The sequence below is a fragment of the Micrococcus sp. GbtcB5 genome (assembly GCF_019091605.1).
Taxonomy (GTDB): domain Bacteria; phylum Actinomycetota; class Actinomycetes; order Actinomycetales; family Micrococcaceae; genus Micrococcus; species Micrococcus luteus.
Map to the genome: position 1 here is coordinate 1 of NZ_JAGXJK010000021.1, position 20,366 is coordinate 20,366.

Annotated in this window: 16 protein-coding genes, 1 tRNA gene, 1 other RNA gene and 1 pseudogene; 11 read left to right on the forward strand and 8 right to left on the reverse strand. The window is 74.2% G+C overall.

The genetic code is table 11. The features are described from left to right. Positions 1-283 (reverse strand): annotated as a pseudogene (locus KVS67_RS08785) (hypothetical protein); the annotation flags it as partial. Positions 284-433: 150 nt separating this feature from the next. Beyond that, positions 434-519 (reverse strand) — tRNA-Ser (locus KVS67_RS08790). Positions 520-674: 155 nt separating this feature from the next. Between KVS67_RS08790 and ffs the strand changes: the two genes are divergently transcribed. Then, positions 675-771, forward strand: an RNA gene (gene ffs, locus KVS67_RS08795) — signal recognition particle sRNA small type. Between the two features lie 16 nt (positions 772-787). Then, a complete protein-coding gene (gene gluQRS, locus KVS67_RS08800) occupies positions 788-1,774 on the forward strand; it encodes a tRNA glutamyl-Q(34) synthetase GluQRS (RefSeq protein ID WP_135101697.1) in 987 nt (328 codons plus the stop codon). 39 nt (positions 1,775-1,813) lie between these two features. Here gluQRS and KVS67_RS08805 read toward each other — a convergent pair whose 3' ends face one another. Further along, entirely contained in the window at positions 1,814-2,479 is a 666-nt protein-coding gene (locus KVS67_RS08805; RefSeq protein WP_049146682.1) for a malonic semialdehyde reductase, read from the reverse strand. Positions 2,480-2,557: 78 nt separating this feature from the next. On the opposite strand from KVS67_RS08805, the gene KVS67_RS08810 reads away from it, so the two are divergent. Further along, complete coding sequence (locus tag KVS67_RS08810) at positions 2,558-6,031, forward strand: DNA polymerase III subunit gamma and tau (protein WP_217565264.1); 3,474 nt, start codon at positions 2,558-2,560, stop codon at positions 6,029-6,031. A gap of 115 nt (positions 6,032-6,146) precedes the next feature. Next, entirely contained in the window at positions 6,147-6,746 is a 600-nt protein-coding gene (recR, locus tag KVS67_RS08815) for a recombination mediator RecR (protein WP_002856659.1), read from the forward strand. Between the two features lie 43 nt (positions 6,747-6,789). On the opposite strand, the gene KVS67_RS08820 is transcribed toward recR, so the two are convergent. Together KVS67_RS08820 and KVS67_RS08825 are read right to left on the reverse strand one after the other, a co-directional pair. Next, positions 6,790-8,046: an ABC transporter permease gene (locus KVS67_RS08820; protein ID WP_159227888.1), complete on the reverse strand. Its 1,257-nt coding sequence runs from the start codon at positions 8,044-8,046 to the stop codon at positions 6,790-6,792. After that, positions 8,043-9,056: an ABC transporter ATP-binding protein gene (locus KVS67_RS08825; protein ID WP_217565265.1), complete on the reverse strand. Its 1,014-nt coding sequence runs from the start codon at positions 9,054-9,056 to the stop codon at positions 8,043-8,045. Before KVS67_RS08825 ends, KVS67_RS08820 begins: the two co-directional genes overlap by 4 nt. Positions 9,057-9,284: 228 nt before the next feature. Here KVS67_RS08825 and KVS67_RS08830 point away from each other — a divergent pair, with 228 nt between their 5' ends. Further along, a complete protein-coding gene (locus KVS67_RS08830) occupies positions 9,285-10,571 on the forward strand; it encodes an aspartate kinase (protein WP_217565266.1) in 1,287 nt (428 codons plus the stop codon). Between the two features lie 125 nt (positions 10,572-10,696). Here the strand turns inward: KVS67_RS08830 and KVS67_RS08835 are convergent, their stop codons facing one another. Beyond that, a complete protein-coding gene (locus tag KVS67_RS08835; RefSeq protein ID WP_217565267.1) occupies positions 10,697-13,681 on the reverse strand; it encodes a S8 family serine peptidase in 2,985 nt (994 codons plus the stop codon). Positions 13,682-13,949: 268 nt separating this feature from the next. Between KVS67_RS08835 and KVS67_RS08840 the strand changes: the two genes are divergently transcribed. The 3 genes from KVS67_RS08840 to KVS67_RS08850 all read left to right on the forward strand — a co-directional run bounded on the left by KVS67_RS08840 (position 13,950) and on the right by KVS67_RS08850 (position 18,190). Beyond that, entirely contained in the window at positions 13,950-15,029 is a 1,080-nt protein-coding gene (locus tag KVS67_RS08840) for a 3-methyladenine DNA glycosylase (protein WP_217565268.1), read from the forward strand. A 95-nt stretch (positions 15,030-15,124) separates the two neighbouring features. Beyond that, the gene (locus KVS67_RS08845) at positions 15,125-16,996 is read left to right on the forward strand and encodes an alpha/beta hydrolase (protein ID WP_217565269.1); all 1,872 of its coding nucleotides are present in this window, start codon (positions 15,125-15,127) and stop codon (positions 16,994-16,996) included. A 201-nt stretch (positions 16,997-17,197) separates the two neighbouring features. Continuing rightward, positions 17,198-18,190 carry a GNAT family N-acetyltransferase gene (locus KVS67_RS08850; protein WP_217565270.1) on the forward strand — a complete coding sequence of 331 codons (993 nt, stop codon included), beginning with the start codon at positions 17,198-17,200 and terminating at the stop codon, positions 18,188-18,190. Positions 18,191-18,405: 215 nt separating this feature from the next. Here the strand turns inward: KVS67_RS08850 and KVS67_RS08855 are convergent, their stop codons facing one another. Both KVS67_RS08855 and KVS67_RS08860 read right to left on the reverse strand, forming a co-directional pair. Then, positions 18,406-18,768, reverse strand: coding sequence for a VOC family protein (locus tag KVS67_RS08855; protein ID WP_020621445.1), 363 nt, complete (start codon positions 18,766-18,768; stop codon positions 18,406-18,408). A gap of 187 nt (positions 18,769-18,955) precedes the next feature. Next, positions 18,956-19,255, reverse strand: coding sequence for a hypothetical protein (locus KVS67_RS08860; protein ID WP_051049981.1), 300 nt, complete (start codon positions 19,253-19,255; stop codon positions 18,956-18,958). A gap of 128 nt (positions 19,256-19,383) precedes the next feature. On the opposite strand from KVS67_RS08860, the gene KVS67_RS08865 reads away from it, so the two are divergent. The 3 genes from KVS67_RS08865 to KVS67_RS08875 all read left to right on the forward strand — a co-directional run bounded on the left by KVS67_RS08865 (position 19,384) and on the right by KVS67_RS08875 (position 20,339). Next, positions 19,384-19,890 carry a hypothetical protein gene (locus KVS67_RS08865; RefSeq protein WP_254629305.1) on the forward strand — a complete coding sequence of 169 codons (507 nt, stop codon included), beginning with the start codon at positions 19,384-19,386 and terminating at the stop codon, positions 19,888-19,890. A 3-nt stretch (positions 19,891-19,893) separates the two neighbouring features. Next, positions 19,894-20,097, forward strand: a complete 204-nt coding sequence (locus KVS67_RS08870) for a helix-turn-helix transcriptional regulator (RefSeq protein WP_002856639.1) — start codon at positions 19,894-19,896, stop codon at positions 20,095-20,097. An 86-nt stretch (positions 20,098-20,183) separates the two neighbouring features. Next, positions 20,184-20,339: a hypothetical protein gene (locus KVS67_RS08875; protein WP_010079551.1), complete on the forward strand. Its 156-nt coding sequence runs from the start codon at positions 20,184-20,186 to the stop codon at positions 20,337-20,339. Positions 20,340-20,366 lie beyond the last annotated feature (27 nt).

Genomic DNA, 20,366 nt, shown 5'->3' on the forward strand with positions numbered 1-20,366 from the left:
GCCATGCCAGCCACGCCTCGGCCAGCTCGCGCACAGTGCGGGCGTCCACGTCAGCCTGTGCCCGGCGGCCGGCCTGTTCGGCCTTCAGGCGCTCGCGGCGGATGGCCGGCGGAATGAACGTGCCGCGGGCTTTCTCGGCGCGGGCGATGTCCAGGGCAGCCCGGGCGTCCCCGATGGTCCGGAACGTGCCGATGGTGTGGACGATGTTGTCCACCGTCAGCCGCGCCCGGTAGGTGCCGGCCGGGAGTCGGTCGATTCCCCGCGGCAGCCGCTTGCCGGCCATGTCGGCCCCCATCCTGTCGTGACAGCTATATGACAGGAATAGTGTCACATCGTGAGCCCTTGTGGGTACGTATGAACGATGGCCCACCCGCCAGAATCGGCCTAGACATGCGAAAAGCCCCGGAACCACTGGGGTCCCGGGGCTTGCCCGCGGAGGATGGGGGATTTGAACCCCCGAGGGCTGTTAACCCAACACGCGTTCCAGGCGTGCGCCATAGGCCGCTAGGCGAATCCTCCTTGGTGCGCCCTCATGCGGCGGACCGCGCGAGGGCAGGCTCCATCATAACCAGATCGTCCTGGGCCGCGCCAATCCCCCGCGGGAGGCGAGGGCCCGGTCCGGGTCTCACCGTGGCCCGAATCGCCCCGCCCACCGCCACCCTGGTAGAGTCATGGGCGGCCCCTCACGTGGTGTCATCTCGCTGAACTCCCCCAGGACCGGAAGGTAGCAAGGGTAGGTGGGCTCTGGCAGGTGCGTGAGGGGTCTTCACTTTCCCCAGGAGATCCCATGCCCGCCGGACGCTACGCCCCCTCCCCCACGGGAGCCCTGCACCTGGGCAACCTGCGCACTGCGCTCGTCGCGTGGCTCGCCGCGCGCGCCACGGACCGCGCCTTCCTGCTGCGGGTCGAGGACCTGGACCGCGTCCGCTCCGGGGCCGAGGCCGGGCAGCGGGCGGACCTGGCCGCCGTCGGGCTGGATTGGGACGCCGAGCCGGTGCGCCAGTCCGAGCGCACCGCCCTGTACGACGCCGCCGTGGCCGCCCTGCGCGCCGCGCACGGCACGGACGCGGTCTACGAGTGCTTCTGCTCGCGCAAGGACATCGCCGAGGCGACGTCGGCCCCGCACCCCAGACCCGACGACGGCGCCCCCGCCTCCGGCGGCGCCGTGCCGCTGCGTCCGCCCGGCTTCTATCCGGGCACCTGCCGTGGCCTGACCGAGGCCGAGCGGGCCGAGCGACGGCGGGTGCGCCCCGCCGCCCTGCGGATCGACGCGGCGAAGGTCGCTGGCCTGCCGGCGGGCGAGATCCCCCGCGCCACCGCCGTGGACGTGCTGCACGGCGAGGTCACGGGCCTGGTCGACGACCTGGTGCTGCGCCGGAACGACGGGGCGTACGCGTACAACCTGGCCGTCGTCGTGGACGACCTGGCGCAGGGCGTGGACCAGGTGGTCCGCGGGGACGACCTGCTCGACTCGGCCCCGCGCCAGCGCTGGCTGGCCGGGGCGCTGTGTGCCGCGCGCGGGGAGCCGACGCCTGCGGTGGAGTACCTGCACGTGCCGCTCGTGCTGAACGCGGAGGGGCGGCGGCTGGCCAAGCGGGACGGCGCCGTGACCCTCGAGGACCTCGCCGCGCAGGACCCGGCGTGGACCCCCGAGCGGGTGCGGGACCGGCTGCTGGAGTCCCTCGGCCTGCCCGCGGGACCGCTGGCGGCCGCCGTGCCCGCGTTCGACCCGGCCGCCCTGCCGCGTGATCCGTGGGTGTTCACCGGGCTCTGAGCGGGCCGGCGCCCTGGTCCGCCGCAGGCCCGGCCCCGGTCAGAGGACCTGGGCGGCCTGGTCGAAGTCGAGGCGGCCCTGGCGGGGCTGCTGCGCCTTCTCGTCGTCTGCGGCGGCGTGGCCCACGTTGATCACCAGGAGGGACTTCCACGCACGGTCCGCATGGAACTCGGCGTCCACGGCGGCAGCGTCGAACCCGGCCATGGGGCCGACCTCGAGCCCGTGCGCGCGCAGGGCCACGAGCAGGTAGCCCACCTGGATGAGCGCGTTCGTGCGCCCCATCCCCTCGCGCATGCCCGGCTTGCCCTCGGCATCCTCCTCGAAGCCCTCCCGGAACGGGGCGAGGTGGCCCATGTGGCGGTGCCAGTCGAGGTCGTAGGAGGCGATCAGCGTGAGCGGGGCGCGCTCCGTCTTCTCCCGGTTGAACTCGATCATCAGCGGAGCCAGGCGGGCGCGGGCCTCGGGGCTGTCCACGACGTCGAGCCGCAGCGGCTGGTTGTTCATGGCGGTCGGAGCCCAGCGGAGGTCCGCGTAGGCCCGCTCGATCAGCGCGAGGTCGACGGGCTCGTCCGAGAAGAGCTGCGTCGTGTGGCGGTCCGCGAAGAGGCGGTCGATCTCGGCCTGACTCAGCGGTCCCGCGTCCGGGGCCGGCTGCGTGGGGTGGATCGTGTCCTCGGCGTCGGTGTGCATGTGCGTGGTGGTCATGGGCCAGGGAACGGGCCGGTGGGTGGGCGCATTCCCCGGCTCCCTTAGCCCGTCCGCCCGCCGGATAGGCTTTCGAGGGTGAGCACCGCCCTGTACCGCCGCTACCGCCCGGACCGTTTCGAGGACGTGATCGGGCAGGACCATGTCACGGTCCCGCTGCGCACCGCACTGGCGAAGGACCGCGTGAACCACGCCTACCTCTTCTCCGGCCCGCGCGGCTGCGGCAAGACCACGTCCGCCCGCATCCTCGCGCGCTGCCTGAACTGCGCCCAAGGCCCCACGCCCACGCCGTGCGGCGAGTGCGACTCGTGCCGGGACCTGGCCACCGGCGGGCCGGGCTCGCTGGACGTGCTGGAGATCGACGCGGCCTCGCACGGCGGTGTGGAGGACGCCCGCGGCCTGCGCGAGCGGGCCACGTTCGCCCCGGTCCGGGACCGCTACAAGATCCTCATCATCGACGAGGCGCACATGGTCACCGCGGCGGGCTTCAACGCGCTGCTCAAGATCGTGGAGGAGCCGCCGGAGCACCTGAAGTTCATCTTCGCCACCACGGAGCCGGAGAAGGTCATCGGGACCATCCGCTCCCGCACCCATCACTACCCGTTCCGGCTCGTGCCGCCGGAGCCGCTCATCGCCTACCTCGAGCAGCTGTGCGCGGAGGAGGGCGTGTCCGTGGAGAAGGGCGTGCTGCCGCTCGTGGTGCGCGCCGGCACGGGCTCGGTGCGTGACACGCTCTCCGTGCTGGACCAGCTGATCGCGGGTGCCCAGGAGGGCCAGGTCTCCTACGAGCTCGCGGTGAGCCTGCTCGGCTTCACCCCGGAAGCCCTGCTGGACGACGTGATCGACGCCGTCGCCGCGGACGACACCCCCACCGTGTTCCGCGTGGTGGACCGCGTGGTGCAGTCCGGCCAGGACCCGCGCCGCTTCGTCGAGGACCTGCTGGACCGCTTCCGCGACCTCGTGATCGCCCGTGCCCTGCCGGAGGAGGCCGGGGCGATCCTGCACGGCATGCCGGAGGACCAGGTGCGGCGTCTGTCGGCGCAGGCCGCGCAGCTCTCCCGCGCGGAGCTCTCCCGCCTCGCGGACATCACCAACCTCGCGCTGACGGACATGGTGGGGGCCACCAGTCCCCGCCTGCACCTCGAGCTGCTCATGGCGCGCCTGCTGCTGCCCGCCTCGGACGAGACGCACCGCGGCCTGGCCGCCCGCCTCGAGGCCCTCGAACGGCGCCTGGAGCTCGGTGGCGCCGCGCCCGTCGAGGACGGCGCCCCGGAGGGCACGACGACGCCGGCCCGGTCCGGCACGCCCGCCAAGGACGGCGGCGGATCGGCCGGGGACGCGGACGGCTCCGGCCCTCTGACCGGTGCCGCGCTCGCCCGGGCCGCCATGCGGCGGCCGGAGGAGCCCGCGCCGACGGCGCCCACCGCCCCGCCGGAGCGCTGGACGCCGCCTGCCCCGCAGTCCGTGGCAGAGGCGCCGGAGGGGGACGCGGCCGCCGGGGCAACGGGGTCCGAACGTCCGCAGCAGCCGCCGCAGCCCAAGCGGCCCGAACCGGCTGAGGTCGGGGCCCGTTCCGGGGACACGCGCCGCCCGGAGGCCGGGAGCCGCGCCGAGCCTGAGGGCCGCCCCGAGGGCCGGCCCCAGGCCCAGGACCGCACCGGTGCCGCGCCGGCCCCCGCCCACGGGCCGGAGGAGACGGCCGCGCCGTCGAGCCCCACGCCCGCCCCGGCAGCGAGCCAGGTGGAGATGATCCGCCGGGCCTGGCCGGACATCCTCGCGGCCCTCGAGGACGCCTCACGCCTGGTGTGGATGCTGGTGAAGGACAACGCGAGCGTCGCGGGCTACGACGGCTCGTTGCTGACGATCGGCTTCCAGCAGGACGGACCCCGCCAGTCGCTGCTCGGCCGGGGCGGCGACCGCGTGCTCGGCGAGGCCGTCCACCAGGTGCTCGGCATCCGCCCGCGGCTCGACCTGATCCTCGGTGGGGACGCGCCGACCGGGGAGGCCCGCGCACAGTCCGGCGCCCGCCCGGCCAGCCCGGCGCGGACGGACCGGCCTGAACGTCCGGCCCCGCAGCAGAGCCGGCCCGACCGACCGGCGGCGGCGCAGCCGAACCGACCCGCTCCGGCACCGGGGCAGGCCCCGCGCGAGCCGGAGTCCTCCCGCCCCGCCCCGCCGCGCTCCGCCGCACCCTCCACCGCGGAGGACGACCCGGCGCCGCCGGCGGCTCCGCCCCGGGCCACACAGCAGCGTCAGACGCCGGAGCCGTCCCCCGCCTGGACGCCCGCGGCTCCCGCCACCTCCTGGGGGCCGACGCCGACGTCGTCGACGACGCCCGCCCCCGCCCCGCCGGCGGACGGCTGGGGCGGCCCGGATGAGGAGCCGCCCGCCTGGGACGACGCTCCCCCGCCCGAGGAGGACCCGTGGGACTCGCTGCCCGCGTTCGACCCGGACGCGGAGCAGGACGACTCGGACGGCCCCGAGGGCTGGACCCCGCCTGCCCGCGACGCCGAGGAGCGGCCCGTCGGCGCACCCGGCTGGGACGGTCCCGTGCCGTCGGTCGAGGACTGGGGGGCGCCGCCGCAGGCCGCACCGGCCCCCGGCGGCGCCGCGCCGGACGCCGGCCAGGACTCCCCGGTCCGGCCCGACGCCCCGGCCCCCGACGAGAGCGAGCCGAGCGCCGAGGAGGTCCGTCGGGCCTACGACCCGGGGCCGCTGGTCCGCGAGGAGGAGCACTCGATCCCCGTGTTCGCCCGTCCGGAGGCGGAGCTGCGCGCGGAGTTCGCGAAGCGCTTCGGCGCGACCCGTCCCGCCGGCTTCGACGACGGCGCGGGCGCGGCCGCGGACGGTGACTCCGCCCGGCCTGCCACGCCGTCGCCCGCCCCGGACGACGACGCAGCGGCCACGGAGCGACGCGATCCCCACCCGGCCGCCTCGGGCGCCGGCCCGTCCTCGGACGAGCAGCGGCGCCCCACGGGTGCGCCCACGGCCGACGCGACCCCCGATCCGGGCGTGCCCGCCGACGACGCGGACGCCGCGCCGCGCGCGGCTGCCGGCCCGGGCGGGGCGGACTTCCCGGGTTCGGGCCATCCGGCGAGCATGTACCCGCGGCTCATGGAGCGGCTGCGGGCCGGTGGGCCCCTCGAGCCTCCGGTGAATGCGGGCTCCAGCGGCGGGACGGGCGGCCCCGGCGCCCCCGGTGGCCCCGACCCGGACGCCACGCCGGGCTCTCCCGCCGGGGGCCGACCGAGCGCGGCCTCGCTCGGGGCACGCCCCGCCGACGCCGAGCCCGCCGGGGGAGCCTCGGCGCCGCCGTCGTTGGACGCGCGGGCCGCGGCCATCCGCGCCGCCCGTGAGGCCGCCCAGGGCCGCGGCCCGGCCCGGCCCGCCGACACCGGCCCCGCCGCCCCGGCGACATCCGGTGTGGGGTGGGAGGACGAGGTCGCCAGCGACGACGACGTCCCGCTCGAGGACTCGGGCCTCGTGGGCCGGGCCGTCGTCGAGCGGGTGCTCGGCGGTCGTCTGCTCGAGGAACGCCCCAACGACGCCTGAGGCGAACGCGCCCGTACGCCGTCCGGGGCCGCGGGCATGATGGACGGGGCGCCGGACCACGGCGCCCCGTCGGGGCGCACGCCCCACGAGACGCACCATCGGACGAGGGAGACGGATGTACCAGGGCGCGGTGCAGGACCTGATCGACGAGCTCGGCCGCCTGCCGGGCATCGGGCCGAAGTCCGCCCAGCGGATCGCCTTCCACATGCTGGAGGCGGACCGGGAGGACATGCTGCGGCTCGCGGACGCCATCCGCACGGTCAAGGACAGGGTGCGACTGTGCTCGGTCTGCTTCAACGTCTCCGAGGACGAGGTGTGCTCGCTCTGCCGGGATGAGCGCCGGGACCGCTCCCAGATCTGCGTGGTCGAGGAGTCGCAGGACGTCATGGCCATGGAGCGCACCCGCGCCTTCCAGGGCCGCTACCACGTGCTCGGCGGGGCCATCAATCCGATCGCCGGCATCGGCCCCGAGCAGCTGCACGTCCGCGAGCTGCTCACCCGGCTGCAGGACGAGGCCGTGCAGGAGGTCATCCTCGCCACGGATCCCAACCTCGAGGGCGAGGCCACGGCCACCTACCTCGGCCGGCTCCTCGGCGCCACGGGCATCCGCGTCACGCGCCTGGCCTCCGGTCTGCCCGTCGGCGGGGACCTCGAGTACGCGGACGAGGTCACCCTCGGCCGTGCCTTCGAAGGACGCCGCCTGATCAGCGGCTGACACCGGCCGGCGTCGAGCAGGTCCCGCCCGACGCCGGCCCGGCTCAGGCCACTCGCGTGCCGGCGGGCAGCCGCCCGGCCGGGGTGTCCAGGCGACGGTGGCCCCACCAACCCAGCCCGGCCACCAGCACACCCTGCATCGCCAGACCGAGCGGCCACACCGGCCAGGTGCCCTGCCGGTCCGGCACGCCGCTCTGGTCGAGACCGCGCAGCTCGCCGTCGAGGCACTCGACGTCCCGAACGGGGTCACGCTGGGTCCAGCGCAGGCCCACGGACAGCAGGTTGAGCGGCCCGGGCTCCGCCCAGGTCCCGTCCTCGACGAGCCCGCCCTCCCAGGGGGACGCATCCGCGAGGACGGCGTAGGGGTTCGCCGCGAGCAGCCATCCGCTGCGCCGCGGGTCGGGGATCGTCCGGGTGGTCACCGGGCCGACGCACCGGTCGGCGATCCCGTCGAACAGCTCCGGGTTCGCCGCCTCCCACTCGGCCCAGGCCTGATCCGCCTCCTCCGGGGTCATCTTCTCGAGCTCCGCCTCGGTGAACGGCTCCGCCGTCATGGAGCCGAACTCGGCGTCGTTGGCCCGCACCTCGGTCTGCAGGAACTGCAGGGACAGCCCGAAGGCCACCAGGGTGCCGATCGTCAGCGCCGCCACGATCAGGTACGTCACCACGACGGCGAACAGCGTGCGCCCGGCGATCGCCGAGACGGCCACGCCGATCCCCGCGATCATGCCGAACTCCACGAGGATCATCACGAGCCCCACCAGCACGGCCCACGGGGACACGCGCCCCACCACGGCCGCGACCGCCAGCCACGGCAGCGCCGCCGCGAGGAACGCGGCGGAGGCGATCCACGCGGCCAGCCACTTGCCCGCCATCAGGTGCCCGGTCCGCAGCAGCGTGACCTGGGTGATGGCCAGCGTGCCGCCGGCACGGTCGCCCGAGATCGCGTTGGCCGCCAGGGCGGGCGAGACCAGCAGCGAGAGGGTGAGAACGAAGAGCAGGACGCCGTCGAAGAGCGTCCGCCCCAGGGCGCGCATCTGCTGCTCCGCCAGCTCCGGCTCCAGGCCGGACGCCTCCATCTCCGTCACGCCCAGGCTTCGCAGCCCGAGGGCGCCGAGGGTCACCGCCCCCACCACCACGAAGAAGACGCCCAACAGCACGTACCAGCCGCGCGAGCGCAGCCGCTGACGCAGTTCCATGCCCACCACGGTGGCCACGGCCTGGGCCGCACCGAGGCGTCCCCCTGGCTGCGGCTGCGGCGGGCGGCGGTCGTGGATCGAGGTCGCGACGGCGGTGCTCACGGCCGGTCTCCTTCGGTGCGGGGGCCCTCCAGATGGAGGCCCAGGTAGGCGTTCTCGAGGCGGGAGCCCTCCGGGGCGAAGTGGCTGACGAGCACACCCTCGCGCACGAGGTCCGCGAGCAGCGCGGCCGCGGCGGCCTCACCCCGCAGCTGCACCACGACGCCGTCCCGGCGCTGGCCCGCGCCGGCGCCGGTGGCCGCGGTGACGGTCAGGCCGCGGGTCTCGAGGGCGCGGACGAGGGTGTCCCGGGCCGTCGGGTCGGGCCCGGCGATCCGGTAGGGGCGGGCGAGGTCGTCGGTGGCGCGGAACTCCTGGGTGGCCACCGTGGCGCCCTCACGGAGGAACACGGCGCGATCGGACATCTCCTCGAGCTCGGCGAGCACGTGGGAGGAGACGAGCACAGCGGTGCCGGCTGCGGCCATGGCGCGCAGGTCGTCCCGCAGCCGGATGCGGGCGGCCGGGTCGAGGCCGTTGGCGGGTTCGTCCAGGAGCAGGACGGAGGGCCGGTGCACGGTGGCCCGAGCCAGGGACAGGCGCTGCTGCTGGCCGCGGGAGAGCACGCGGGCGGGCCGGTGGGCGAACTCCGTGAGCTCGACCCACGCGAGCTGCTCGTCCGCGCGCGCCGACGCCTCCGCCTTTCCCATGCCGTAGAGCCGGCCCAGGCTGGAGAGGATGTCGTGGCAGGTCAGCTCCTCCCACACGCCCAGGGTGTCGGGCATCCAGCCGAGCCGCCGCCGGGCCTCGACGGGCTCGCGCACCGCGTCCACCCCGGCCACGGACACGGCGCCGGCGTCCGGGCGCAGCAGGGTGGCCAGGATCAGCAGGAGCGTGGTCTTGCCCGAGCCGTTCGGGCCGACGAGGGCCGTCACGGAGCCGGCGGGCACGGTGAGGGAGACGTCCCGCACCGCATGGACGGCGCCGAACGAGCGGGCGAGGCCGTGGGCCACGATCCCGTCGTGGGCGGCCGCCCCCAGGACGGGTGAGGCGGGCGGGGGTGCTGGAGCGGTCATGGCCCCATCCTTGCCGGGCCGTGCTCGGACGCGGATCCACCCGGGGGATGATCCCGGCGCCGATCCCAGCCCGACCGGGGTCGCAGGCGGGGCCGCGGGCGCCGTCGTCCCGGCCGGCCGCGGGCGCCGGGTCCAGCATCCGGAACAGGGGTTCACCTGGCGGACCCGCGCGGGTGCGCGCCCCTAGACTTGGCCCGAACCGACCCTCGACCCCGTCCGGAGCGACCCATGAGTCTCATCGTCCAGAAGTTCGGCGGCTCCTCCGTGGCCGACGCCGCCGGCATCCAGCGCGTGGCCCGCCGCGTCGCGGACACGGTCCGGGCCGGGAACCGCGTGTGCGTCGTGGTCTCGGCCATGGGCGACACCACGGACGAGCTGCTCGACCTCGCCGCCGAGCTCACGCAGGACGCGCCCGCGCGCGAGATGGACATCCTGCTCTCGGCCGGCGAGCGCATCTCCATGTCCCTGCTGGCGATGGCGATCCACGCCGAGGGCGTCGAAGCCCGCTCCTACACCGGCTCCCAGGCCGGCATGCTGACGGACACCTCGTACGGCCGGGCCCGGATCGTCAAGGTCAACCCCCACCGCGTGCAGGAGGCCCTCGACGCCGGCCGCGTGGCCATCGTGGCCGGGTTCCAGGGCATGAGCCCCGAGTCCAAGGACATCACCACCATGGGCCGCGGCGGCTCGGACACCACGGCCGTCGCCCTCGCCGCCGCGCTCGGCGCGGACGTGTGCGAGATCTACACGGACGTGGACGGCGTCTACTCTGCCGACCCGCGCGTCGTGCCGACCGCCCGCAAGCTCACCGAGCTCTCCTCCGAGGAGACCCTCGAGATGGCGGCCTCCGGATCCAAGGTGCTGCACCTGCGCTCCGTGGAGTACGCGCGCCGCTTCGGCGTGCCGCTGCACGTGCGCTCCTCCTTCACCGACCACGAGGGCACCTGGATCATGCCCGACCCGAACGACACCATCACCCTTCAGGAAGGCGCTCCCATGGAACAGCCCATCGTCTCCGGCGTCGCCCACGACCGCTCCGAGGGCAAGGTCACGATCGTCGGCGTCCCCGACGTGCCCGGCAAGGCCGCCGAGATCTTCCGCGTGATCGCCGTGTCCAACGTGAACATCGACATGATCGTGCAGAACATCTCCCGCGAGGGCTCGGGCCGCACGGACATCTCCTTCACCCTGCCGATCGTGGAGGGCAAGGACGCCATGGCCGCCCTGCGCGCCGCCCAGGACCGGATCGGCTTCCAGGACATCGTCTCGGACCCGGAGATCGGCAAGCTCTCGCTGATCGGCGCGGGCATGCGCTCCAACCCGGGCGTCTCCGCCACCTTCTTCAAGGCCCTCGCCGACGCCGGCGTGAACGTGGACCTCATCTCCACCTCGGAGATCCGCATCTCCGTGGTCACCGCCGAGAGCAAGCTCGACGACGCCGTCCGCGCCGTGCACGCCGCCTTCGGTCTCGACGCCGAGGAGGAGGCCACGGTCTACGGCGGCACCGGCCGCTGACGCCGCATCCGCCCCTGCCCCACCCACCACGACGCCGGCCCCGCACCTTCAGCATGAAGGTGCGGGGCCGGCGTCGTGCGGGCGGTTCCTCCCGCTCCGTCAGCGAGGACGGAGGGGGTGGGCGGTCACGGGACCTGGACGGTCACGTCGGTCGTGATGCCCGCGTCCCAGGTGACGAGGCCCTTCCAGGTGCCCGAGGTCAGGCCGGACCAGGAGAGGGTCGCCTCGGTGGCCTTGCCCGAGGTCACGGGGACCGGGTTCGGGGAGACCGTGAGGTTGCCCGCGTCCTCGCGCAGCTTGAGCGTCTCGAGGGTGCCGGTGTCCTTGCCGCCGTTGGCCGCGTACAGGTGGCCGACCACGGTGTAGGCGCCCGGGGCGGGGTCGGCGATCGTCAGCGTCTCGGATTCGTCCGCGGTCGCCCGGGAGAGCTGCTTGCCCTCGGGGGTGATCACGTACAGGTCCCAGTCGGCGCCGGCGGCGCCCGCGTTGATCGAGGCCACCAGGGACTTGGTGCCCTCCTCCACGGTCACCGTGGACACGGCCAGTGCGCTGGACTCGAGCGAGTTGCTCGCGGTGGCGGCGGCCACGGTGGAGTCCACCTTGCCCAGGCCCAGGACCTGCGGGGTCAGCTCACCGGTCACGCCGGGGGTGATCTCCACGTCGGCGGAGCCGGTGGCGCCGGAGCCCTCGACGGCGGAGGTGACGGTCGCGGACTTCGCCTTCACGGTGACCGGGGAGGTCACCTCCGGGACGGCCTTGCCCTTGGCGGTGGTCCAGGACATGGAGCCGTGGGTCCAGGTGTTCACCGCGGCGTCGGTGCGGGTGACGGTCAGCTCGACGTCGGCGGACTGACCGGCCTTCAGGTCCAGCACGGCCGGGGAGGCGGTCACCTCGAAGCCGGGCACGTTCGCGGAGAACTGCCAGCGGCCGTTCTCCCGGGCGGTCACGGTGCGGGTCACGGTGGCCGAGCCGACGACGTCGGGGATCGCCAGGGACGGGACGTTCACGTCACGGCCGGCGATGTCGCCGCGCAGCAGCGCGTCCCACTGCTCCTTGCCGGACTCGTAGACCAGGCCCGGGCGGGCGGCGGCGGCCGGATCGGCGGAGCCGGCGCCCGTGGCGAAGTTGTCCGTGTTCACGGTGCCGTCGGCGTTGTACACGTCGCCGGCGGTGGTCATGAGGGCGGACTTCACGGCCATCGGGGACCAGGCCGGGTACTTGCCGATCAGCAGCGTGGCCATGCCGGCCAGGTTCGGCGAGGCCATGGACGTGCCGGACATCAGGCCGAACGTGTTGCCGTGGTAGTCGGGGTCCAGCGGGGAGACGCCGGCGATCACGTTCACACCGGGGGCGGCGAGGTCGGGCTTCAGGAGCTCCTGGTTCACGGCGTTGGCCGGGCCGCGGGAGGAGAAGCCGGCGATCTGGGGCAGCGGGTCCTCCGGCAGGCCGGTGGTGTCGCCCGGGACGATCGTGGCGGTGAGGTCGGAGGACTTCACCTTCTCGATCACGCCGTTGTCGTTCATGTGCACGGTCGGCACCGCGTGGATGTCCGCGTCCAGCGAGCCGGACGGGGTGTTCACGAGGATCATGCCGACGCCGCCGGCCTCCTCCACCACCTGCGACTTCTCGGTGCGGGCGTTCCCGCCGCGCTCGCAGAGCACGATCTTGCCGGCGGCCTCCTCGGTGAGCCCGCCGGGCAGGCAGAGACGCGCGGCCTCGGCGTCGCCGGCGGCGACCTCGGACGCGTGGATGACCTCGGCCGGGCCCACGCCGGTGCGGGCCGAGGAGGCGCCCCGGAGCTGCGTGCCGTCGGAGAACTGCACGGTGGCGGTGAGCTCGTTGGAGAACGTCTCCGCGGCCACGGTGGTCAGCCACGGGGAGCCGTGGTTCACGGTGTTCGGGCCGGGGCCGGAGTTGCCGCCGGAGGCGGCCACAAAGATGCCGGCCTCGGCGGCGGACTTGAAGGCCATGGCCACCGGGTCCACGATCGAGGTGTTGGAGCCGGAGATCGAGTAGTTCAGCACGTCCACGTTGTTCTCGATGGCCTGCTCGATGGCGGCCACGGAGGCGGAGGTGTAGCAGCCGCCGGTGTTCGGGTCGGTGTCCTCCCAGCAGATCTTGTAGGAGATCAGGTGGGCGGCCGGGGCCACGCCCGCGCCCTCGCCGAAGGAGTCGTCGTCGATGGTCTGCTCCACCCCGGTGTTGCCGAGGATGGTGGTGGCCACGTGGGTGCCGTGGGAGAACACGCCCAGCGGGGAGATGCGCTCCTCCGGGGCCCGCTCGTCCACCGGGACGAAGCGCTCGAAGTCGTCGGAGAAGGCGTAGGCGCCGATCAGCTTGGAGTCGCACGACGACGCCGGGAAGTCCGGGCCGGTCTCGCACTCGGCCGTGGCGGTGGTGCCGTCCGCCTTGAGCACGGCGATCTGGCCGTCCGCGGTGCGGTACGGCACGCCGACCTTGGCCTTGCCCTTGAGCGGCTGGACGGGCTGACCGTCGATGAACGGGTTGTCCGGGTGGATGCCGGAGTCGATGACGCCGACCACCACGCCCTTGCCCGCGTTCTCGGCCTTGCCGTACACGGACTTCCAGGTGCCCTTCTTGCCGGGCAGGCCGAGGAATTCGGTGGAGCTGTAGTCCGGGGCCACCTGCTCGTCCGGTGCGACGCCGAGCACGGCCGGGTCCTTCGCGATCGCCTGGGCCTCCTCGGCGGTCAGCTCGGCGACGAACGCGTTCACGGCGCGCTGGAAGGAGATCTCGGCCTTGGCGCCGTGGGTCTTCGCGACCTTCGCCTGCTGGCGCTGGAGCTTGGCCTCGTAGTTCTTCACTCGCGGGTGCGAGGGGTCGAACTTCGCCTTCGGGGCGGCGCCCGGAACGGCGCCGGCCTCGGGGGCGGTCACCGACGGCTGGTCCTTCAGGACCACGAAGTAGCGGCCGTCCTCAAACTGCTGCTGGACCTGCACCTCGCCCTGCGGGCTGGAGACGGTGCTGCCGTCGGGCAGTTCGACGGCGGTGGCCGACACCGCGAGCGCGGGAGCGGCCACGAGGCTCGCGCCGGCGACGGCCGCGGCCAGGGCCCGACGGCGCCGGGCAGGGGTGGGGTTCTGAGGCATTGCCTCCGCCTTTCTCATCAAGGTCCGCCCAGCTCTCACCCGTGGCACGCCGGCGGGGATGACGCCGGGGGACGGGGAGATCGGCGCCCATGTGATGGGCACCACAGCGAGACATGTGCAATCTACCGTCCGGTAGGGCGTTTGACCAGATCTTTGCCAGGCAACGTCCAGGACCGTCGAATTGGGGCCGCCGGAGTGCGCTCCCCGCGTCGGCATCACGTGGGCCCGCTCGCTCATGAGGGGCGCCACGGGGGAGGATGGTGGGGCCATGCCCGAGCCACACACCGCCCCCGCGCCCTCCGAGACCCTGCCGCCCGCCGTCGTCGCCCTGCCCGCCGACGTGTGGCGGGCCCACGCGCTGGCGCACCGCGAGCGCATCGCCCGACGCACGGACCCGCTGGTGGCCCTGCGGATGCGGGGCGAGAAGCACCCGGTGCAGGACTTCCTCTTCGGCTACTACACGCACTCCCCCGCCGCGCTGCAGCGCTGGCACCCCGGGCCGGGGGTCCTCCTCGCGGACGACGACGGCGCCGCGGCCCACGCCGAGGCGGCCGAGCTGGGCACGACCCCACGGGGCGAGTGGAAGCACTACCGGCGCGTCGAGGCCGGCGAGGTGGCAGGCGCCGTCGTCGACGGCCGCCCGGTGGGCGGCTGGCTGGTGGACGCGGCGGCGGTGCTGGCCGACCGCGCGTCGGGGGTGGCGTTCACGCGGGACCTGCTCGCGCGCACGGCGGGGCGGGCGCCACGCCTGGGCTGCTTCGGGCTGCACGAGTGGGCGATGGCGTACCGCTCGGACGTGCACGGGGTGCGGCACTCCCAGCTGCCGCTGCGGCTCGGGGCCGGGGGGACGGACGCGGTGGTGGAGGGCTCGCGAATCCGGTGCACGCACTTCGACGCGTTCCGGTTCTTCGCGCCCGAGGCCCGCGACCGTAACGAGGGCGACGACGGCGTCCTGCCCACGCGCGCCGGGATGCGGGAGATGGAGCAGCCCGGCTGCCTGCACGCGGGGATGGACCTGTACAAGTGGGCGTACAAGCTGGTGCCGGTGGTCGACTCGGACCTGCTCGCGGACTGCTTCGACCTCGCGTGGGACATCCGCAGGCTGGACATGGAGGCCTCGCCGTACGACCTGACCGGGGTGGACGACCTCTCCGACGGGCGCGACGGCTACGCGGCCGTGCGGATCGAGGAGCCGGCCGGGCGTGCCGAGTACGCGCGGCGCCAGCGCGAGTTCGCCGAACGGGGCCAGGCGCTGCGGGCGCGGTTGCTGGCGGTGCTGGACGCGGCCGCGGGGGCGGCCCCCGGGACCGGGCCGGACGCCGAGTGGACTTCCAGCGCACGTCCATGATTAGGATGGCCGCTCTACAGGCTGTGAGGCGCATCACTCGCGTCATCCGGTGACCGCCCCGGCCCTCTCCGCACCGAACGACTCGAGGACCTGACGTGACCAGAACCGTTCCAGCTCGCCGCCGCACCACGCTCGCCGCCGCCGTCGCGGCCGTCTCGCTCGCCGTCACGGCCGCCGCCCCCGCGCTCTCCGCGCCCGGCAACGGCAACGGCAACGGCAACGGGTCCGCATCGCAGGGCCAGGCCCGCTCCAACGACCTCTCCGCCACGCGCGGCAACAAGGTCAACGACGCCGCCGCGCTCGCGCCGCACCTCGTGGGCCAGGCGCTGGACTGGGAGGCCTGCGACTTCGGCAGCGAGCGCCTCAACGCCCGGTTCAGCGCGATCCCCGGCACCGCGTGCGCCGACGTCACGGTGCCCCGCGACTGGAAGAACCCCGAGGACGGCCACACCATCACCCTGCGCGTGGCCAAGACCGAGACCTCGAAGGGCAACCCGGAGCGCCAGGGCATCGCGCTGGTCAACCCCGGCGGCCCGGGCGGCTCCGGCCTGCCCTGGGGGCCCGCCATGGCCGAGCGCGCCCCGGAGCTCGCCGAGCAGTACGACTTCATCGGCTTCGACCCCCGCGGCGTGGGCCAGTCCACCGCCCTGGAGTGCACCTACACGCCAAACGCCGAGCACGACGTGTGGCAGGACACGAAGGCCCAGGTCGACGCGTGCCTCGAGAACGAGCTCACCCCGTACATCACCACCGAGCAGACCGTGTACGACATGGACTTCATCCGCGCCGTCCTGGGCGAGGAGAAGACCTCCTACATCGGCTACTCGTACGGCACGTGGCTGGGCAGCTGGTACCAGCGCGTCTTCCCCCAGCACGCGCACCGGTTCCTGCTGGACTCCGCCGTGGACATCTCCCGTGACGGGCTCCAGACCACCTGGGACCTGCAGCCGCGCTCCCGCGACCGTCAGTTCCAGGACGCGATGCTCCCCTACGTGGCCCGGCACGACGAGATCTTCGGCCTCGGCGACGACCCGATGCAGATCCGGCAGCGCTGGGAGGACGCCGGCGGCACCCGCACGCAGCTCGGCGTGATCGTCGCCGGCTCGTTCCTGCTGCCGGCCATGTACGACACGTCCCAGTACCTCGACGCCGGGTCCGTCATCGCCGCCTACATCCGCATCATGGAGTCCGAGGCCGCGGCCACGGATCCCGCGGGGCAGCGCACCCAGATCGAGCGCATCCTGGCCGAGGCCCGTGCGTCGCTGCCGGCCGAGGAGCGCGACTCCTTCGACCGCTTCGCCGCCCGCGGCCTGGAGACCGTGGGCGAGCGCGAGCAGCTCGTCGCCGCCACCCAGGCCGGTGACGCCGTCACCTTCGAGGGCGCGTTCTCGGCGATCCGCTGCCAGGACGGCCAGTGGAACACCTCGCAGGGATACTGGACCTCGTGGGTGGACGACCTCGGCCGCAAGGCCCCGTGGATCGGTGTGCTGATGGGCCCGTCGGAGTGCATGTACTGGCCCGCCCAGACCTCCATGCCCGCCCAGCCCGGTGGCAAGGGCGCCCCGAACACCGTGATCGTGCAGTCCGAGCTGGACGCGGCGACCCCGTACGAGGGCGGCCACCGCGCCGCCGGCGTGCTGCGCAACACGTCCCTCATCTCCGTGGACAACGAGGGCACCCACGGCCTGTTCCCGTACGGCACCGAGTGCGTGGACGCGCCCATCCGTGACTACTTCCTGACCGGCGCCCAGCCGGCCGAGAAGTCGCTGTGCGACGCCGTCCCGCTGCCGCTCGAGACCCAGCCGGTCCAGGTGGCCGGGACCCCGACGCACAAGGGCGACATCAAGATCTCGATGCGCACCGACGCCGTGCGCGAGGCCAACCGGATCACCCACGACGCGATCGAGCGTCAGCTGATCGACTCCCGCGCGGTGACCCCGGACGTCGAGGCCTTCCTGGAGGACTGACGGCCCGGGCACCCGGTACCCGGTCCGCCCCGACGGCCCAGCGACTCCCCCGCGGAGACGCCGGGCCGTCGTCATGCCCGGGGAGGCCCTGCAACGCTGGTTGGGTTGTCGCGGGTGCCGCCGCCCCACACCCCCGACAACTCAACCCGCGATGGGCAGCCGGAGGGGTGGCGTCGACGCCGAGGCCGATAGCCTCGCGCCATGATCCTGCACATCACCCTCCCGGAGGACTGGGCCGCCGCGCGTCGCACCGGCCGCTACACGGCATCGACGCGCGGCGCCTCGATCGACGACGTCGGCTTCCTCCACGCCTCCGACGACGCCGCCCAGGTGGGAATGGTCGGCGCGGCGATCTACCCGGACCGGCCGGACGCGTTCGTCGTCGGCCTGGACGAGGACGAACTGGCCGGGGCCGGCCTGCGGGTGCGGCGTGAGCCGGGAGACCCCTCCGATCCCCACTCGGCCGAGTTCCCGCACGTCTATCCGGGCAAGGCCGTCTCCGGGCGCATCCCGTGGTCGATGCTCACCCCCGTGACCGACCCACGGGCGGACGCCCGCGTGCACCGCGAAGACTCGGCCGAGGCCGCTGCGCTGCTCGACGCCGGGTGGAGCGTGCGCTCCCGCTCCTGGGGCGCGCGCCTCCACCTCGACGACGACGCCGACCTGGCGCCCTACCGTGGCCACGTCGCGGCGGCCGAAGCGCGGGGAATCGAGGTGCGGAGACTGACCGCCGTCGACCTGCCTGCCCTGCGCGCCCTCGACGAGGAAGCGGCTCCCCGATTCCCGCGCACCGACGGCTCCCGTCACGAGCCGCTGCCGGACGACCTCGAGGCCCGATTGTCCACCCCAGCAGGGCTTGCCGTGGGGGCCTTCGAGGGAGGAGTGCTCATCGGATTCACCCTGACGTTCCGCTCCCCTGACCGGTGGGAGGTCGACCGCACCGCGGTCGCGTCCGAGCACGAGAACCGTGGCGTGGCGAAGGCCGTCAAGGCGGCGACTGTCCTGGCGACCCATGCCCGCGGTGGGCGCGAGTGGGGCACCGGCGGTGCCGAAGTCAACGCGGCGTCCCTGCGGATGAACGCAGCCCTCGGGTTCCGTCTCGAACCTGCCTGGCTCGGGCTGACCCCGCCCATGACGTGGGAGGTGTTCGCACGGGCCCCGGCGTCAAGCTACCTTGACGACAAGGTCACTTGACTGTCAAGCTTGCTTCACAACGTCCGGTCGGACGGCCCCCAGGGCCTCCGAGGCGGGCCGGGCCACCGGCCCAGGGCATCGACCACAGGAGGGCCCATGACCGCGAACCACTCCCGCCACACCGCCGCCGCGGACGGCCCGGGCACCCGGTACCCGGTCCGCCCCGACGGCCCGGCGACTCCCCCGCGGAGACGCCGGGCCGTCGTGGGGTCGGCTCAGCCGTCGAGGATGCAGAACTCGTTGCCCTCGGGGTCGGCGAGGACGGCCCAGCCGAGGTCGACGCGGCGGTCGTCGACCATCGCGGCGCCGAGGGCGAGCGCCCGCTCGATCTCGGCGTCGCGCGTCGAGCCGGCGGCCGCGCGCAGGTCCATGTGGGCGCGGTTCTTCACGCGCTTGGCGTCCGGGACGCGGAAGAAGAGGACGACCTGCCCGTCAGGGCCGACGAGTGAGCACTCGTCCGACCCCGGGCGGTAGAGGTGAGGCTCGTCGACCTCCCAGCCGAGCAGCGCGCGCCAGAACTCGGCGATGGCGTGGGGGTCCAGCGCGTCCCACGTGGTGTGAGAGAGACGGAGGGACATGGCGGCTCCTCAGGAACGGGCCGGGGCGGGCGGGGACGACTCCACGCGAGCCAAGGGCGCGGCACCCCGGGCAAGGCGGGTTGACTTGTCACGGGTATTCACCGCCCAGACCCGCGACAAGTCAACCCGCGTTGGCCGGACGGGCGGACGGACGGCGGAGGGCCGGGTCACCCGCGGATGTGTCGCATCACGAGCCGCGGGATCGCGCTGCGCGGGCTGATGCTGCACCACGCGACGGGCTCGCCGTCCGAGTACCGACGACGCCGGGCGCAGGCTCCCCCGCAGCGAGCGCCCGCATGGTGTCCTCGCGGGGGTCGCCGGGCGCGTGCCTCTGCGGCGCTGAGAGCCGGGGGGACAGGCACCAGCAGTGCGTGGCGCGGCGGTTCGGGTTGACGACGTGCGCGAAGTCGTCGAAGCGGTCGGCGGTGAGCGGGTGCACCTCGAAGGCCATGCGGCCAGCATCGTGGGCGGCGGTGGAGGCGTCCATGGCGAGGCCCAGCTCCGCCGCCGCCCTGTCGGGCCACCGTCAAGCAGACTTGACGTCAAACTCTCTTTACTGTCAAGCTTGCTTCACACGACGGGGACAAACCCCGGCCCCGCCCCGGAGGGACCGCCATGGCCACCACGCCGCACACCACCACCGACCTCGCCCGCGACCGCCGCCCCCGCTGGGGCCGCTCCTCCCGGCTCGGCGGCGGATCCGGGCGACTGATCCTCGTCAGCCTCGTGGCCGGCGTCGTCATCGCCCTGCTGATCGGGGCCGCGGCCTACGGTCTGGCCTCGAGCCAGGGCGACGCCGATCCCCGCTTCCCGGCGGTCACGGGCGCGGTCATGGCGGCGTCGGCGCTCCCGGTCGGCGCAGCCCTCGCCTGGCTGTTCCTCGTGGACCGCACCACCCTCCGCGGCGCCGTCCGGGACACCGAGGAGACCGTCGAGGGCCGGTGGCTCGAGAAGGCGCAGTCCGGCGCATTCGGTGACCTGCTCGTGGTGCTGGGCCTGGGCACGTTCGTCGTCGCCCTGGCGGGGTGGCAGCCCAGCCTCCCCCTCGTGGGCGCCGGGCTGCTCCTCTTCGCGGGCGCCTCGGTGGCCGTCCGCTACGCGCTCCAGAAGCGCCGGGGCTGAGCCGTGGAGAACACCATCCCCGACGAGCGTGCCCGCCTCGGCTGGTCGCAGCAGCGGCTCGCCGACGAGCTCGGCGTCTCCCGGCAGACCGTCATCTCTCTCGAGAAGGGCCGCTACGACCCCTCGCTCCCGCTCGCCTTCCGCCTGGCGGCCGTGTTCGGGCGGCGGATCGAGGACCTGTTCACCCCGGACGGCAACGCGGGTTGAGTTCTCGCGGGTCCAGGCGCCCAGCACCCGTGACAAGTCAACCCGCGTTGGGCCCGGGGCGGCGTGGGGCATGAGAGGCTGGGGCCATGGATCGAGAGCTGCGCACCCCTCCGGAGCTGGAGGGCGTGGACTGGCACGACGACGCCCCGCGTCGCCCCCGCCCGATCGTCACCCTGGTGGCGTGGATCGCCATCCTGGGCCTGGTCCTCAGCGTGGGCGCCGGGATCTTCTCCGCCTTCTGACGCGTCACCGCCGGCCGACGCGCCGCC

Coding starts and splice junctions, on each gene's coding strand:
- KVS67_RS08840 (WP_217565268.1), top strand. CDS start 13,950: ATGCCCGAGCCACACACCGCCCCCGCGCCCTCCGAGACCCTGCCGCCC.
- KVS67_RS08825 (WP_217565265.1), bottom strand. CDS start 9,056: ATGACCGCTCCAGCACCCCCGCCCGCCTCACCCGTCCTGGGGGCGGCC.
- KVS67_RS08830 (WP_217565266.1), top strand. CDS start 9,285: ATGAGTCTCATCGTCCAGAAGTTCGGCGGCTCCTCCGTGGCCGACGCC.
- KVS67_RS08855 (WP_020621445.1), bottom strand. CDS start 18,768: ATGTCCCTCCGTCTCTCTCACACCACGTGGGACGCGCTGGACCCCCAC.
- KVS67_RS08865 (WP_254629305.1), top strand. CDS start 19,384: ATGGCCACCACGCCGCACACCACCACCGACCTCGCCCGCGACCGCCGC.
- recR (WP_002856659.1), top strand. CDS start 6,147: ATGTACCAGGGCGCGGTGCAGGACCTGATCGACGAGCTCGGCCGCCTG.
- KVS67_RS08835 (WP_217565267.1), bottom strand. CDS start 13,681: ATGCCTCAGAACCCCACCCCTGCCCGGCGCCGTCGGGCCCTGGCCGCG.
- KVS67_RS08875 (WP_010079551.1), top strand. CDS start 20,184: ATGGATCGAGAGCTGCGCACCCCTCCGGAGCTGGAGGGCGTGGACTGG.
- KVS67_RS08850 (WP_217565270.1), top strand. CDS start 17,198: ATGATCCTGCACATCACCCTCCCGGAGGACTGGGCCGCCGCGCGTCGC.
- gluQRS (WP_135101697.1), top strand. CDS start 788: ATGCCCGCCGGACGCTACGCCCCCTCCCCCACGGGAGCCCTGCACCTG.
- KVS67_RS08860 (WP_051049981.1), bottom strand. CDS start 19,255: ATGGACGCCTCCACCGCCGCCCACGATGCTGGCCGCATGGCCTTCGAG.
- KVS67_RS08805 (WP_049146682.1), bottom strand. CDS start 2,479: ATGACCACCACGCACATGCACACCGACGCCGAGGACACGATCCACCCC.